Genomic DNA, 14,984 nt, shown 5'->3' on the forward strand with positions numbered 1-14,984 from the left:
CGGCTGCCGGTGGCGCGACACGGAGCATGACTGCGCCACCTCCGATCTGGTTCGCGCCAGCAGCACCAGGGCCTCGAAGGCCTCCGATGGCGCGAAGAAGCACATCCTCGCGCCACCTCTGGCCGAAAAAGGAGAGAAGGACAAGCATGGCCCGCTATACCGGCGCGGACTGCAAGCGCTGCCGCCGTGAGAAGACGAAACTGTTCCTCAAGGGCAGCAAGTGCGAATCGCCCAAGTGCCCGATCGAGATCCGTCCCTACCCGCCGGGCGAGCACGGCCGTGGCCGCACCAAGGACTCCGAGTACCTGCTGCAGAAGCGTGAGAAGCAGAAGTGCGCGCGCATCTACGGCGTCCTGGAGAAGCAGTTCCGCGGCTACTACGACGAGGCCAACCGGCGCACCGGCAAGACCGGTGACGAGCTGCTGAAGATCCTTGAGTCGCGGCTGGACAACGTCGTGTACCGCGCCGGCTTCGCTCCTTCCCGGGACGCCGCGCGCCAGGCTGTCCGCCACGGCCATGTCGTGGTCAACGGCGGCAAGGTCGACATCCCCAGCTATCGGGTCAGCGAGAACGACATCGTCGAGATCGCACCCAAGGCGCGCGAGCTGACCCCGTTCATCATCGCTCGGGAGACCGCCGGCCAGCGCACCCCGCCGCCCTGGCTGGAGGTCATTCCCAGCCAGCTGCGGGTGCTGGTGCACTCGCTGCCGGCCCGTCAGGTGATCGACACCCAGGTGCAGGAGCAGCTCATCGTCGAGCTCTACTCCAAGTAGGCCGCGCCCGTCCGGGGCCCGTCGTCGGGCCCCGGTGCGGACGTCGCGTTCCAGATGGTCCACACTGGAACGAGTACGACGTGGACGGGACGGACAGAGGCCCCGTCCACGGGCTCCGACCGGAGCCACAGGTCACGGCGTCATATAGCGGTCGCCGTGTACGGAAGGACGTACCCCATGCTTATCGCCCAGCGTCCGACGCTGATCGAGGAGTCGATCTCGGAGTTCCGCTCGCGGTTCGTCATCGAGCCGCTTGAGCCGGGTTTCGGCTACACCCTCGGCAACTCGCTGCGCCGGACCCTGCTGTCCTCCATCCCCGGCGCGGCGGTGACCAGCATCCGTATCGACGGGGTGCTGCACGAGTTCTCCACCGTCCCCGGTGTGAAGGAGGACGTCACCGACCTGATCCTGAACCTGAAGGAACTGGTCGTCAGCTCGGAGAACGACGAGCCGACCGTGATGTACCTGCGCAAGCAGGGCCCGGGAGTGGTGACCGCGGCGGACATCGCCCCGCCGGCCGGCGTCGAGGTCCACAGCCTCGACCTGGCGCTGGCCACCCTCAACGACAAGGGCAAGCTCGAGATCGAGTTGACCGTCGAGCGCGGTCGCGGCTACGTCAGCGCGGCCCAGAACAAGCAGCCGGGGCAGGAGATCGGCCGGATCCCGGTGGACTCCATCTACTCCCCGGTGCTCAAGGTCACCTACAAGGTCGAGGCGACCCGTGTCGAGCAGCGCACCGACTTCGACCGGCTCATCGTGGACGTCGAGACGAAGCAGTCGATCTCGCCGCGGGACGCGATGGCCAGCGCCGGCAAGACGCTCGTCGGCCTCTTCGGCCTCGCGCAGGAGCTGAACGCCGAGGCGGAGGGCGTCGACATCGGCCCGTCCGCCGCGGACGCCGCGCTTGCCGCAGATCTGGCGCTGCCGATCGAGGAGATGGATCTCACCGTCCGTTCCTACAACTGCCTCAAGCGCGAGGGCATCCACACCATCGGTGAGCTGGTGTCCCGCAGCGAGGCGGATCTGCTCGACATCCGCAACTTCGGGCAGAAGTCGATCGACGAGGTCAAGACGAAGCTCGCCGCGATGGCTCTCCAGCTCAAGGACTCCCCGCCCGGGTTCGACCCGCGGCACGCGGTGGACACCTACGGCACCGACACCTACTCGGCGGCTCCGTTCAGCGACCCCGCTGACGACAGCTCTGAGTTCGTCGAAACCGAACAGTACTGACGAACAGGCACCCAGAGAACAACAGCACCCAGCAGGCAGCACCGAAGAGGCAGTAGAGCTCAGCCCGAAGGCGGCGCGGTATCATTGCCGCGCCGCCCGATGGTCTGCATCTACTGATCTTCGTTTTTGCGTGATCGTCGACGGCGGTTGCGTGCCCCCAGGCGGTGGCCCGCCCACGAGCTCGGGGTCTTCCTAAGGATTCCGGCGAAGCCATCCGGCGGGATAGAAGGATCGAGGAGTACCTGTCATGCCCACGCCTACCAAGGGCCCCCGGCTCGGTGGCAGCCCCGCACACGAGCGGCTGTTGCTGGCCAACCTCGCCACCGCGTTGTTCGAGCACGGCGGCATTACCACGACCGAGGCCAAGGCGAGGCGGCTGCGCCCGTACGCCGAGAGACTGGTCACCTTCGCCAAGCGCGGCGACCTGCACGCCCGCCGACGTGTGCTCAGGTTCGTCCGCGACAAGTCCGTGGTGCACGTCCTGTTCACCGAAATCGGCCCACGCTACGCGGACCGCAACGGTGGCTACACCCGCATCGTCAAACTCGGGCCCCGCAGGGGGGACAACGCCCCGCTGGCCCGTATCGAGCTGGTCGAGGCCCTGACGGTCGCCCAGCAGGCGATCCAGGAGGCCGAGCAGGCCCGAGGCACCCGCTTCGCTCCCCGTCGCCGCCCCACCGGCGCGACGGCCGAGGCCGCGGCCGATCTGGCGAAGGAGTCGCCCACCGCGGCAGCGGTTGCGGCCGAGGCCGAGGCAGCCGCCGAGGCGGAGGCGACCCTCACCGAGGCTGTCGCCACGCCCGCTGACACCGATGCCGGTGCCGAGTCGGTGCAGGCGCTGTCGGTGGAGGAGAGCGCCGACGATACGCCGCAGACCCCCAAGGCCGACTGAGTCCGCAGGGGCGGCTGAGCTGTCAGGGGCGGCTACGCCTTCAGAGGCGACCGGGCCTGGCCGGCAGGCCGAAACCAGCTGAAGTCAGACGAGCGGTCGGGGGTCCGTCCCCTGGCCGCTCGTCTGATTTGGCCGCCGTCAGGCGCTGGCCCGCAAGGCGGCCTCCAGGTGTCAGTCGGACGGCACGGACTCCGTCCACGATCGTCCTACGGGTCCTGGCCCAGGACGGGGCCTGATCCGGGCGACCGCGTCACCGAGTGCGTTTCCTGGCCGCATGGGCGCGTATCCGGCGGCAGACCTTTAATGATCTTCATGGTGCTGTGTGCGCCCCTCCCGTCGATTCGCACGTCCCAACGTCCGCGCAGTGCTTCGGCAGATGACGCCTGGTCGCACGACGGTTGCGCTGGCCGCTTCGACGGGACCCGCGTCGCACCGGCCTACCATCCGGCGGAGGATGATGGGCCTCATGTTTCGCGCGCCACCGTGATTCCGGTGATACCCGATGTGCCTACATCATCATCTTCTTTGTATCCTGCGGGACGATACGACCCGAAGTATGATCGACGACCGTGTAACCCGAATCGTCAGGAAGCGGTGAGCGCTGTCGACGGCCTGCTCCGGCTACGCCTCGATCTCGCGTATGACGGGACCCCGTTCGCGGGGTGGGCGCGTCAGCCCGGGCAGCGCACCGTGCAGGGTGACGTCGAGGACGCGCTGATGCGGGTGGCACGGCTGCCAGCGGTCCGCCTCACCGTGGCCGGGCGTACCGATGCCGGCGTCCACGCCCGCGGCCAGGTGGCCCATGTGGACATTCCCGACGACGTCCCGCTCGGCGGGCTTGCGCGCCGGCTCAACGGCGTACTCGACCGCGCTGTGCGGATCACGGCCCTGGCGCCGGCCCCGCCGGGTTTCGACGCCCGCTTCTCCGCGCTGTCCCGCCGCTACGTCTACCGGATCGGTGACGCGCCGTACGGGGTTGATCCGCTGCGCCGGCACGACACGCTGGCCTGGCCGCGTCCCCTGGACGCCGAGCGGATGGCCGACGCGGCCCTGGCCCTGGTGGGGGAGCGCGACTTCGCCGCCTTCTGCCGGCGCCGGGAGGGCGCGACCACGGTGCGCACGTTGCTGCGCCTGGACGTGGCCCGGGTACCCGACGGCCACGACGGTGTGGTCGTCGCGGACGTGGAGGCGGACGCCTTCTGCCACTCCATGGTGCGGGCCCTGGTCGGGGCGCTGCTGGCGGTGGGGGAGGGGCGCCGCCCCCACCACTGGCCGGNCCCCACCACTGGCCGGCGGACGTCCTCGCCCGCGGCGTCCGCGACCCGGCGGTGACGGTGGCCGCGCCCCACGGGCTGACCCTCGTCGAGGTCCGCTACCCACCGGACGCGGAGCTGGCGGCCCGGGCGGCGGTGACCCGGGCGGTGCGGGTGCCCACGAGCCCGTCCGGATAGCCGTCAGGGCAGCGGCGCCGCTCTCGGCCGGCCGTGCCGTGCCCGGCGGCGGGGAACCGGCTTCGGGGGGCGGGGAACTCCGGGGTGGGGAATCAGCGCGGCCCGTGGCCGGCCAGGACCCGCTGCGAGATCGGCTGGCTGGCCAGCAGGGCGAGGTCACGACGTGCCGTGGTCAGCGCCGGGTCGGCCGGGGCGCCCTCGGCCCCGTCCGTGTAGGCCAGCTGGATCACGATCAGATAGTGCCCGCTCACGGGGGCGGTCCGCCAGGAGTTGTCACCGGCCGGGTTCGTCACCGTCGCGCCGGGAAGCGACTCGGCCGGCACCGGCAGGGCCGGTACACCGCCCCGGCCCTCGGTGACGGCCCTGGCCGCGTTCACGGCGGTGCTCGCGTCGTCCAGGACGAGTACCGAGGTGGCCGCGAGCACCCGACGTCCGGAGGTGTCCGGCTCGGACAGGTACACCGCCCGGACGAGCTGCCGGCACCGGTCACCCGAGAGCGTGTTGGTGAGCTCGCCGGTCAGGTTTGGGCAGCCCGCGTCCAGCTTGTGCGCCAGCCGGGTGTAGCTGTGCAGGTTGAGGGTGACCCGGGGGGAGCCGAAGAACTCGGCGGCCGTGACCGGATCGGAGTCCGTCCGGGCGCTGTTGATGAAGTTGGGGTTGGCCGCCGGCGCGGTGCTGGCCGTGGCCGACGGGCCTTTGGCGTCGTCCCGGTCGTGACCCGCCAGGACGGCGACGGCCGCGAGGACCACGACCGCGACGGCACCGATGATCACGATCGGTCTGGTAAGGCGGCCGATGGACAGGCGCCGCCCAGGGGGAGCCGTACCACTGGCGGGGCCACGGCCGGCGTCGTCGGCGTCGGGCGCGGCTGCCCGTGGGACGAACGGGACCGTCTGGTTGCGCTGGTCGCGCGTGTCCCCCCCAACGGAGGGCACGCTTGCGGGGCTTTCGGGCGACGCCGGGGTGGCCAGCGCTGCCGCGGTTTCCGTCGAGGTCTCCGAATCTCCCGGCGGTGCCGGGGCTTTCAAGGGGTTCGGGACCGTCGGTAGCGCTGAGATCTTCGAGGGGGACTTCGAGGGGGACGAGGCCGCTGACGGTGCCGAGGCCCGTGGTGGGACCGGGGCCTCGGAGGGCTCCGGGGCCTCGGCTGGCAGCCGGGTCGTGGCGGGTGCTGGAGAGCCGGCTGTCGGCTTGCCAGCGGCGCCGTCCTTCCTGCCCACTGGCACCGTGTCCCTGCTTGGCGTCACGCCGCCTCCGTCGCCGCCTGGCGCCTCCGGCGCTGTGTCGCTGGTGGGCGCCTTCGGCGCTGTGCCGCCGCCTGGTGTCTCCGGCGAGCCGCTGGCGCTGGTCGACGGTGCGTCGTCCGCCGGCTGGTCGGCCGCTGGTCGTTCGCCCGCTGGCTGTTCCGCTGGTTGCCCGTCCGCCGGCTGGTTGTCCCGCGGTGCGGAGCCGGTCTCGCGGGTCGTGGGCGGGGTGGCGGCTGGCATGAGCGCACTGTCCAGCGGCTGGACCGCGACCGTCCTGTCGAAGATCCCGACGTCGGACGTCCACACGGGTCTGCGGATGGAGGCCGGCAACGTGTTCAGCGGGCCGAACAGCGGGTCGTCCGCCGGTGGGACCCATGGATCCACTGGATCCACAGCCTCGACGGCGTCTCCCGAGGCGCCTGGTGGCTGCTCTGGCTTCTCGTCCATCCCCCGTAGACTACGATGTCCGACAGATCTTCGTAATGTTGGATGATCATTATATGGATGATCAGTGCGTGGGGGTCTCCGGTCGGTCGTACCGATCGCCTGGTAGCCTCAAAGACTGCCGCTCATGGCAGGTAGCGGGGTCCGTATTCGGTCGCGCATCCTGACGCAGCCGGCGGCTTCCGAGCCACTCACCTGAGCGACTCGAAGGCACGACACGCATCCGCTGACAAGAAAAGGCAGACCTGTGCGCACGTACCAGCCCAAGCCCACAGACGTCCAGCGTGCCTGGCATGTCATCGATGCCACGGACGTGGTGCTCGGCAGGCTGGCCAGCCAGGCCGCCCATCTGCTGCGTGGCAAGCACAAGCCGACCTTCGCCCCGCACATCGACACCGGCGACTTCGTCATCATCGTGAACGCCGGCAAGGTGGCCCTCAGCGGCAACAAGCGCGAGCAGGCCAAATACCATCGCCACTCCGGCTATCCCGGCGGTCTGCGCAGCGTCTCCTACGGGTTGCTGCTGGACACCCGGCCGCAGCTCATCATCGAGAAAGCCGTCAAGGGCATGCTGCCGAAGAACAAGCTGGGCCGGGCGCAGGGCACCAAGCTGAAGGTCTACGCCGGGCCGACGCATCCGCACCAGGCCCAGCAGCCCCAGCCGTTTGAAATCACCCAGGTCGCGCAGTAAGCCGCGGACCATCTGACCAGGAAGGACAGACGACGTGGCTGTCGTGACCGACACCCAGGGCAATCCCCGCGCCACCGGCCGGCGCAAGGAGGCCGTTGTCCGGGTACGCCTGCTGCCAGGCAGCGGCAAGTGGATTCTCAACGGGCGCTCCCTGGAGGCCTACTTCCCCAACAAGGTGCACCAGCAGCTGGTCAACGAGCCGCTCAAGGCGGTGGACCGGGCCGAGTCCTACGACGTGGTCGCGCGGCTACACGGCGGTGGGGTCTCCGGCCAGGCCGGCGCGCTGCGGCTCGCGCTCGCCCGGGCGCTGATCACCGCCGACGAGGAATCCCGCCCGGTGCTGAAGAAGGCCGGTTTCCTGACCCGGGACGCCCGGGTCAAGGAACGGAAGAAGTACGGCCTGAAGAAGGCCCGGAAGGCACCCCAGTACAGCAAGCGCTGACGTTCCGGGATCGCCCCCGCTTCGTCCTGCTCGTTCGGACCGTCCGTTCGGAATATCGTTTGCGCGCTCCGTAGCCCGCGTGGCATCCACCTGGGCTACGGAGCGCGCGTCTATGCTTCTCCTTGCGTGTTCGCATACCCCAGGCGCGTCCTGGGGTGACGAGCGTGTGATCGAGCTTCTTCGCACGCGTCCGGAAGCTCCCAGGGCATTCGCCGGGCCGAGGACCGTGTACGAAGAGCGCGTTCGCGCTTTCCCTCGCGCGCCCGCGGGCCGTCACGATGCCGGTGGCCTGGCGAGCGTGCGGCCATGGTCTTCTTCATGCCCTCGACAGGTCCCGGGGAATCCGGCGGGACCGCGGTCCGCGGGTGATGTCCGACACGGGATGAGCTGACGGCGGTGACCACATGGTGAGGCTTTTCGGTACCGACGGCGTTCGCGGGGTCGCCAACGTCGATCTCACGGCCGAACTGGCGCTGGGGCTGTCGGCGGCGGCCGTGGGGGTGCTCACCGAGCATCGTCCGGCCGGCTCCGGGCGCCCGACCGTGGTGGTTGGGCGGGACACCCGTCCCTCGGGGGAGTTCCTGGAGGCGGCGGTCGTCGCCGGGCTCGCCTCGGCCGGCGCGGACGTGCTGCGCATCGGGGTGGTTCCCACGCCCACGGTGGCACACGCGGTCATCAGTTCGGGGGCGGACCTCGGCGTGATGCTCTCGGCAAGCCACAACCCGATGCCGGACAACGGCATCAAACTGTTCGCCGCGGGCGGGCAGAAGCTGCCGGACGAAATCGAGGACGAGATCGCCGAACGCCTCGCCGCGCCGGTGCCCAACCGTCCCACCGGTGCGGCCATCGGCCGGGTCCGCGACGATCAGGCCCTTGTCGAAGGGTACGCACGGTTCCTGCTGGCGACCGTTCCCGCCGCGCTGACCGGCCTGCGAGTCGTGGTCGACTGCGCGCAGGGAGCCGCGTACATGCTGGCGCCGCGCGTGCTGCGGGACGCCGGGGCCGACGTGATCGCCCTGCACGCGGACGGCGACGGCACCCGGATCAACGACGGTTGCGGCGCCACCCATCTTCAGGCCCTCCAGGCGGCGGTGCTCGAACACGGCGCCGACGTCGGTATCGCGCACGACGGCGACGCTGACCGGTGCCTGGCCGTGGACGCCAACGGCGAGATCGTCGACGGCGACCAGATCCTCGCCCTGTCCGCTCTGGGGCTGCGCGAGCATGGCGAGCTCACCGACGACACGGTCGTGGTGACGGTGATGTCGAACCTGGGCTTCCACCACGCGATGCGGGACGCCGGGATCAACGTGGTCGCGACCCCGGTCGGCGACCGCTACGTCCTGGAGGCCATGCGCGAACGAGGGCTTGCCCTCGGCGGGGAACAGAGCGGGCACGTCCTCTTCCTCCAGCATGCGACGACCGGGGACGGGCTGCTGACCGCCCTGCAGGTGCTCGGCCGGATGGCCGAGACGCAGCGTCCGCTCGCGGAGCTCGCCAAGGTCATGACGAGGCTGCCGCAGGTGCTCGTCAACGTCTCGGGTGTGGACCGGTCGAAGGTGTCCACGTCGCCGGAGCTTGCCGCCGCGGTCGCCGCGGCCGAGGCCGAACTCGGGGACGACGGCCGGGTCCTGCTGCGTCCGTCCGGCACGGAACCGCTGGTCCGGGTCATGGTGGAGGCGCCGACCGGGGAGCAGGCCCAGGCGGTCGCCACCCGCCTGGCCGCGGTCGTCCGCGACGCCCTGGGCTGAGGAGTCCTGGTTGAGGGGAGTCCTGGTTGAGGCGCCCACCGCGGTGCCCACGGGCTCGCGCGTCCGAAGCGCTATTACCAGCGGCGAACGCGGCTATTACCGTCAGCGAACGCAAAGGCACGTAATGAGTCCTCTCCGGTGGGCCCGGGCCGCTGATTGCGTACGCTGACCGCATGTGTGGGATCATCGGGTACATCGGGGGACAGCCCGCGCTCGAGGTGGCTCTGGCCGGGCTTCGCCGGTTGGAATACCGGGGCTACGACTCGGCGGGCGTGGCCGTGGTCGTCGACGGCGGGCTGCGTACTCTGCGCAGAGCGGGCAAACTGGCCAACCTGGAAAAGGCGCTGGCCGAATCGGAGACCAGCCCGCGGGGAACCGTCGGTATCGGTCATACCCGCTGGGCGACGCACGGCGGGCCGACGGACACCAACGCGCATCCGCACACCGACTGCACCGGCGCCATCGCCGTGATCCACAATGGGATCATCGAGAATTTCGCGAGCCTGCGGGCCGGCCTCGAGCGCGACGGGCACGAACTCGCCAGCGAGACCGACACCGAGATCGTCGCGCACCTGCTGGAGGACGAACTCGCCGCGGTGAGCGCTCCGGACGGGACCGCTGGGGCTGGCGCGGCTGGGGCTGCCAGGACTGCTGAGGGAGCCGAGACGGCCGGGGCGAGCCGGCTGACCGAGGCCTTCCGCCGGGTGTGCCGCCGTCTGGAAGGCGCCTTCACGCTGGTCGTGGTGCACCGGGACCATCCCGACGTGGTGGTCGGGGCGCGGCGCAACAGCCCGCTCGTGGTCGGCGTCGGCGCCGACGAGACCTTCCTGGCCAGTGACGTCGCGGCCTTCATCGCGCACACCCGCAGCGCCGTGGAGATCGGCCAGGACCAGATCGTCGAGGCCCGCCGCGACGGCGTGACCATCACCGACTTCGCCGGCAACCCGGTCGAGGGCCGTCCGTACCACGTCGACTGGGACGCCAGCGCCGCGGAGAAGGGCGGCCACCCCTACTTCATGCTCAAGGAGATCAGCGAGCAGCCGACCGCCCTCGCCGACACCCTGCGCGGACGTCTCTCCAACGACGCCGAGATCGTCCTCGACGAGGAACGCCTGTCCGCCCAGGACTTCCGTGACGTGGACAAGGTGTTCATCGTCGCCTGCGGCACGGCCTACCACGCCGGACTCATCGCCAAATACGCCATCGAACACTGGACGCGGCTGCCCTGCGAGGTGGAGATGGCCTCGGAGTTCCGCTACCGCGACCCGGTCCTGGACCGTTCCACGCTCGTCGTGGCCATCAGCCAGAGCGGTGAGACGCTCGACACCCTGATGGCGGTCAAGCACGCCCGGGAGCAGAAGGCCCGGGTGCTGGCGATCTGCAACACGAACGGGTCGACGATCCCGCGGGAGTCCGACGCCGTCCTGTACACCCGCTGCGGCCCCGAGGTCGGGGTGGCCTCGACGAAGACCTTCCTCGGCCAGGTGGCCGCGTGCCTGCTGGTCGGGCTGTACCTGGCGCAGGTCCGGGGGGTGCTCTACGGCGACGAGGTCGCCCGGTACGTCGAGAAGCTGCAGGCCATGCCCGCCCTGGTGCGCCAGACCCTGGCCACGATCGAACCGATGCGGGCGCTTGCCCGCACCCTCGCCGACGCCAGGGCCGTGCTCTTCCTCGGCCGGCACGTCGGCTATCCGGTCGCTCTGGAGGGCGCTCTCAAGCTCAAGGAGCTCGCCTACATGCACGCCGAGGGCTTCCCGGCCGGGGAGCTCAAACACGGCCCGATCGCGCTCGTCGAGGAGGGGCTGCCGGTCGTCGTCGTGGTGCCGTCTCCGCGGGGGCGTTCGCACCTGCACAGCAAGATTGTTTCCAACATCCAGGAGGTTCGGGCCCGCGGTGCGCGGACCATCGTCATCGCGGAGGAGGGCGACACCGTTGTGGAGCCCTACGCCGAACATCTGATCCGGGTGCCGGCGACGCCGACCTTGTTCGCCCCGCTGGTGACGACGCTGCCGTTGCAGGTCTTCGCCTGCGAGCTGGCTCTCGCCCGCGGCCTCGATGTCGACCAGCCGCGAAATCTCGCCAAGTCCGTCACCGTCGAGTAGCCACCGCGGGCGGGTCGTCGCGAGGCCGGTGCCGACCGGATCCGGCACAGGACGGCTGGGGCCGGTGCCGACGAGGACGGGACCGTCTGTCCCAGCTTCCGTTCCCAACTCGTCGCGTATCCGCGCTGACCGGGCTTTGTTCGTACCGGCCGGGCCTGTCGCCCGATGGTGGGCGGATGCGGTGGTGGGGCGGATGTGCCGGCCCTGGTTCATCCAGGTGGTGAACGGTATATCTCCGTTGGGCTCGCTGCGTCGGGGTCGCTGCGCCGAGGCCTCGCCACCGATCTGTTCCACGGATCTGTTCCACGGATCCGCTCCGCTGATCTATGGGGTCCTGTTGAGGATTCATCAAGGGATCGTCGGGAGCGGCACGACAAGTTGTCGGATATTTTGTTTTTGGAGTGAAGTCGGCGACAAATCCGGCTGACTGGCGTTCTTCTGTTGACCTGAGTCAATGCCGGCTAAGAAACTTTCTCCAGGCTCACGGGCGGGCCGGTCGGCTCCCGGGCATGAGGAGCGCCGCCCGAGGGCCGTAAGGGGAACAGAACCGGAACAGAATCAGATGCACCGGCCCCCGCGAGCGATTCGGGCGGCCCAGCTCCCGCGGATTCCCGCGGATGACTGGACTGGTTCCCGAGCCCGCCCGGCCGGTAAAGCCGATCCGACGGGCTCGCCGGGCGCGGGAAGAACGTGATCGCGCCGCTGCTGGCCCGCCGACCGTGGTCAGCCGTGGGCGCGTGGCCCACGGCTGACCACCGGCCGCTGTCGCCGTCCGTGCCACGGGCGTGTCCACGGGTGGTCCGGCCAGCCGATGATCATCGGGATCGTACGGCTGGATCGTCCGCCCGTTCGCGCACGCCCCGCCCTGGCGGTCCAGGTCCCGTATCCGACGGGACTGTCGACCGTCGCCGCGGGCGCCGTGACCCCGCGTCCGCGGCGACAGGCCGCCACCGGCGGCGGTGAGCTGTCGGGAGGAAACATCCCTTCTGGTCGTCTGGTAGGCCTCCCGCGTGGATGTCTCTGTCGGTGGACGTCGATGGACGCACTACAGCCGTGGCTGCTGGGCTCGGTTCAGGCCGGGTCGGGACCGGGGCTCATCCGATCGGATGCGGACGCCGCCAGCGTGCCGCGGCCTCGCGTAGATCCATGGCCAGGACGTCGTTGACGGCGGCAAGGTCGACCACCAGGTCGACCAGTGCCGGCCCGTCCAGGCTCTCGAGGAAGTCACGCAGGTCGATGGGCTGGCCGTCGGCGTCGTAGAAGCCGTCGTCGCCGTGGTCGACGTCGTCGCTGTCCTCGTCGGGGTCGATGGCGCCCGTGGCCACCAGCGCCAGCGCGACGGCATGCGCGCAGAACTGTTCGACGGCGCCGGTCGGACAGGTGCAGGTCGAGCCCGGTGTTCCGTCGATCACCGAGAGCTGGGTGTGGGTGAGCTGGTCGCCGTCCACGGTGCCGGACGCGCTGCTCGGCCGGATTCTCAGGTCGCCGACCCGTCCCTGCAACGCGAGGGCGACGCCGCGGGTGAACTCGCCCAGGCCCGCAAGGCGCGCGCACTCGTCCTCGTCGAAGACTGCATGCAACGGTGTGATGGCGATGTCGTCATGTCCGTTTGGCCCCGACTGGTTGACGATCATCGGGTAATTCTACGAGACATGCCGTCTGCGGGTACGCGGCCCTGGCGGTCGGCCACAGCTCACGGCCCTGGTGCGCGGCCCGGTCCACGGTCGCGGCGCACGGACGACGTGATCCCGCGACGGCCGTACGCTCGCGCCACAGCCGCGACCGGTGACCGGCCGTCGCACGAGCCGCCGCCGTGCCCGTGCCTGGCAGGCTCGGGCGCACGGCCGTGGCGCCCGTTGCCGCGGAAAGCTGACCACAGGCGCTGGGACGCGGCCACTGGCCGTCTGCCGAGGACCATCGTCTCCGCGTGGGTACCGGCCGGTTGTCCGTGGGCATCGACGGGACGGGCGGGACGGCCCGCCGGGAAAGACGAGAGCATGGCGGCATGAGGTCTGCGCACACCGTCGCTCAGGTCCGTCAGGCCGAGGCGCGGCTGCTCGCCAGCCTGCCCCCGGGCCTGCTGATGCAGCGGGCCGTGCACGGGCTGCTGTCCCACGCGGCCCGCCGGCTCGGGCGGGTGTACGGCGCCCGGGTCGTCGTGCTGGCCGGTGGCGGCGACAACGGCGGCGACGCGCTGTGGGCGGGCGCGCGGCTGGCTGCCCGGGGCGCCCGGGTGGACGCGCTCGCCCCGGGCCGGACGCATCCCGCCGGGACGGCGGCACTGCTCGCCGCGGGTGGCCGCCTGCACACGGTGTCCGGCCCCGAGCCGGCTGACGGGCAGCCGCCGGGGCCTGGGACACTGGCCGGTGACGACACGGCCGCACGGCTGCTCGCCATGGCCGACCTCGTCCTTGACGGTCTGCTCGGTATCGGTGGCAAGGGCGGTCTGCGGCCGGAGTACGCCCGGCTGGCGGTACGCGCCCCCCGGGAACGGACCGTCGCCGTGGACGTCCCGAGCGGGGTGGACAGCGACACCGGGGCGGTGGTCGGCCCGGCGGTCCGCGCGAGCAGCACGGTGACCTTCGGCACCTACAAGCGTGGCCTGCTGGTCGGGGCCGGGGCGGAGCACGCGGGCGAGGTGGAGCTGGTCGACATTGGTCTCACCCTCCCGGCCGCGGATCTTGTCGCGCTGGACGACGCCGACGCGGACCTCCTCCTGCCCGTCCCCGTGTCGACGGACTCCAAGTACACCCGCGGGGTGCTGGGCCTGGTCGCGGGCAGTAACAGCTACCCGGGTGCGGCCGTGCTCGCCACCGGCGGGGCGCTGCGCGCGGCCGCGGGCTACCTGCGGGTGGTCAGCACCCGGGTGGCCGCCGACCACGTACGCCGGGCACATCCCGAAGCGGTCGTCACCGAGATCGACCCTGGTGACGCCGACGCCGTCCTCGCGGCCGGGCGGGTACAGGCGTGGGCCGTTGGTTCGGGGCTGCCCGCGGACGGGCACACCGCCCGGATCGTGGCCGCCCTGCTGACCGCCGACGTTCCCCTGCTGCTCGACGCCGGCGCTCTGGGCGTGCTGGCCCAGGATGCCGGATACGCTCGCGCGCTGCGGGAGCGCGCCGCGCCGACCCTGCTCACACCGCACGAAGGCGAGTTCGTCCGGCTCGTGGCGGCACTCGGCTGGGACACGGAGACGACCGTGGGCGAACTGGCCGCGGACCGGCTCGCGGTGGTGCGCCGCTGCGCTGCCGAACTCGGCGTGACCGTTCTGCTGAAGGGCAATCGCACCCTGATCGTCGACCGGGACGGGCTGGCACGGGTGAACACCACGGGCACGCCATGGCTTGCCACGGCCGGCAGCGGGGACGTCCTGACCGGCCTGTGCGGCTCGTTGCTCGCCGGTGGCCTCGATGCGCTGGACGCTGGCAGCGTGGGCGCTCACCTGCACGGCCGAGCGGCCTCGCGCGCGGGCCGTCCGCTGGCGGCGTCCGACCTGCCCGCGCTGCTGCGGCAGCGCCGGACGCGGTGACGGCCGGGGGTCGACATCGACAGTCGTGGCTCCTTGCGTCCGTCGTCCTGTCTGTCGCACGAGTCCTCCTGTTAGTGATCAGCGGCTTCCGGTTGCCCGGGCCTCGTGGCCTGGCTTCCGCGGCGTGACGGACCGGCCGCCGGAGCACCGGGAGGCAGCCTGCGGCCGCGGGGATCCCGGACGCGGAAAAGCGTGATCGTGCTGTCTGTTGTCGCCGGGGTGAGCAGCCCAGGGCGATACCCCGACGGTGCGCTCCGTGTCCCTGGTGCGCCAGCCCCGCGGCGCACCTGTGGACAACCGGCTGTTGTCCACAGCCCCGGCCGGCGGCCTCGGCAGGGCACCGTCGGCTGTGCTGTCATCGACATCCCGGCGCTGATATCCCGGCCGGGCCCGGCCGTCGCAGCACGCCACGGTCCGCCGGCCGTGACGAGG

General features: G+C 71.0%; 11 protein-coding genes and 1 pseudogene. 10 read left to right on the forward strand and 2 right to left on the reverse strand.

Annotation, left to right across the window (positions count from 1 at the left end):
* Nucleotides 1-146: 146 nt before the first annotated feature.
* From rpsD to truA, 4 genes and pseudogenes are all read left to right on the forward strand, one after another.
* Complete coding sequence (gene rpsD, locus FrCorBMG51_RS03045) at nt 147-773, forward strand: 30S ribosomal protein S4 (RefSeq protein ID WP_047221581.1); 627 nt, start codon at nt 147-149, stop codon at nt 771-773.
* 177 nt (nt 774-950) lie between these two features.
* Nucleotides 951-2,003: a DNA-directed RNA polymerase subunit alpha gene (locus tag FrCorBMG51_RS03050; protein WP_047221582.1), complete on the forward strand. Its 1,053-nt coding sequence runs from the start codon at nt 951-953 to the stop codon at nt 2,001-2,003.
* Between the two features lie 247 nt (nt 2,004-2,250).
* Nucleotides 2,251-2,895 (forward strand): 50S ribosomal protein L17, encoded by a 645-nt coding sequence (gene rplQ, locus FrCorBMG51_RS32975; protein ID WP_047221583.1) that lies wholly within the window; start codon nt 2,251-2,253, stop codon nt 2,893-2,895.
* A 594-nt stretch (nt 2,896-3,489) separates the two neighbouring features.
* Nucleotides 3,490-4,346: pseudogene (truA, locus tag FrCorBMG51_RS03060) on the forward strand (tRNA pseudouridine(38-40) synthase TruA).
* Nucleotides 4,347-4,438: 92 nt separating this feature from the next.
* On the opposite strand, the gene FrCorBMG51_RS27845 reads toward truA, so the two are convergent.
* Nucleotides 4,439-5,281, reverse strand: coding sequence for a hypothetical protein (locus FrCorBMG51_RS27845; protein ID WP_157180366.1), 843 nt, complete (start codon nt 5,279-5,281; stop codon nt 4,439-4,441).
* Between FrCorBMG51_RS27845 and FrCorBMG51_RS27850 the strand changes: the two genes are divergently transcribed.
* From FrCorBMG51_RS27850 to glmS, 5 genes are all read left to right on the forward strand, one after another.
* A complete protein-coding gene (locus FrCorBMG51_RS27850) occupies nt 5,259-6,086 on the forward strand; it encodes a hypothetical protein (RefSeq protein WP_157180367.1) in 828 nt (275 codons plus the stop codon). The genes FrCorBMG51_RS27845 and FrCorBMG51_RS27850 overlap by 23 nt on opposite strands.
* Nucleotides 6,087-6,284: 198 nt before the next feature.
* Nucleotides 6,285-6,728: a 50S ribosomal protein L13 gene (gene rplM, locus FrCorBMG51_RS03070; protein WP_013875082.1), complete on the forward strand. Its 444-nt coding sequence runs from the start codon at nt 6,285-6,287 to the stop codon at nt 6,726-6,728.
* Nucleotides 6,729-6,762: 34 nt separating this feature from the next.
* Nucleotides 6,763-7,170: a 30S ribosomal protein S9 gene (gene rpsI / locus FrCorBMG51_RS03075; protein WP_047221584.1), complete on the forward strand. Its 408-nt coding sequence runs from the start codon at nt 6,763-6,765 to the stop codon at nt 7,168-7,170.
* 404 nt (nt 7,171-7,574) lie between these two features.
* Nucleotides 7,575-8,921: a phosphoglucosamine mutase gene (glmM, locus tag FrCorBMG51_RS03080; protein WP_047221585.1), complete on the forward strand. Its 1,347-nt coding sequence runs from the start codon at nt 7,575-7,577 to the stop codon at nt 8,919-8,921.
* 173 nt (nt 8,922-9,094) lie between these two features.
* Nucleotides 9,095-11,023: a glutamine--fructose-6-phosphate transaminase (isomerizing) gene (gene glmS, locus FrCorBMG51_RS03085; RefSeq protein WP_047221586.1), complete on the forward strand. Its 1,929-nt coding sequence runs from the start codon at nt 9,095-9,097 to the stop codon at nt 11,021-11,023.
* Nucleotides 11,024-12,117: 1,094 nt separating this feature from the next.
* On the opposite strand, the gene FrCorBMG51_RS03090 is transcribed toward glmS, so the two are convergent.
* Nucleotides 12,118-12,657: an SWIM zinc finger family protein gene (locus FrCorBMG51_RS03090; protein ID WP_047221587.1), complete on the reverse strand. Its 540-nt coding sequence runs from the start codon at nt 12,655-12,657 to the stop codon at nt 12,118-12,120.
* Between the two features lie 371 nt (nt 12,658-13,028).
* On the opposite strand from FrCorBMG51_RS03090, the gene FrCorBMG51_RS03095 reads away from it, so the two are divergent.
* The gene (locus FrCorBMG51_RS03095) at nt 13,029-14,552 is read left to right on the forward strand and encodes an NAD(P)H-hydrate dehydratase (protein WP_047221588.1); all 1,524 of its coding nucleotides are present in this window, start codon (nt 13,029-13,031) and stop codon (nt 14,550-14,552) included.
* The last annotated feature ends 432 nt before the right edge of the window (nt 14,553-14,984 follow it).

Origin of the sequence: Protofrankia coriariae (assembly GCF_001017755.1) — a bacterium.
Classification (GTDB): domain Bacteria; phylum Actinomycetota; class Actinomycetes; order Frankiales; family Frankiaceae; genus Protofrankia; species Protofrankia coriariae.

Coding starts and splice junctions, on each gene's coding strand:
- rpsD (WP_047221581.1), top strand. CDS start 147: ATGGCCCGCTATACCGGCGCGGACTGCAAGCGCTGCCGCCGTGAGAAG.
- FrCorBMG51_RS03050 (WP_047221582.1), top strand. CDS start 951: ATGCTTATCGCCCAGCGTCCGACGCTGATCGAGGAGTCGATCTCGGAG.
- rplQ (WP_047221583.1), top strand. CDS start 2,251: ATGCCCACGCCTACCAAGGGCCCCCGGCTCGGTGGCAGCCCCGCACAC.
- glmM (WP_047221585.1), top strand. CDS start 7,575: ATGGTGAGGCTTTTCGGTACCGACGGCGTTCGCGGGGTCGCCAACGTC.
- glmS (WP_047221586.1), top strand. CDS start 9,095: ATGTGTGGGATCATCGGGTACATCGGGGGACAGCCCGCGCTCGAGGTG.
- FrCorBMG51_RS03090 (WP_047221587.1), bottom strand. CDS start 12,657: ATGATCGTCAACCAGTCGGGGCCAAACGGACATGACGACATCGCCATC.
- FrCorBMG51_RS03095 (WP_047221588.1), top strand. CDS start 13,029: ATGAGGTCTGCGCACACCGTCGCTCAGGTCCGTCAGGCCGAGGCGCGG.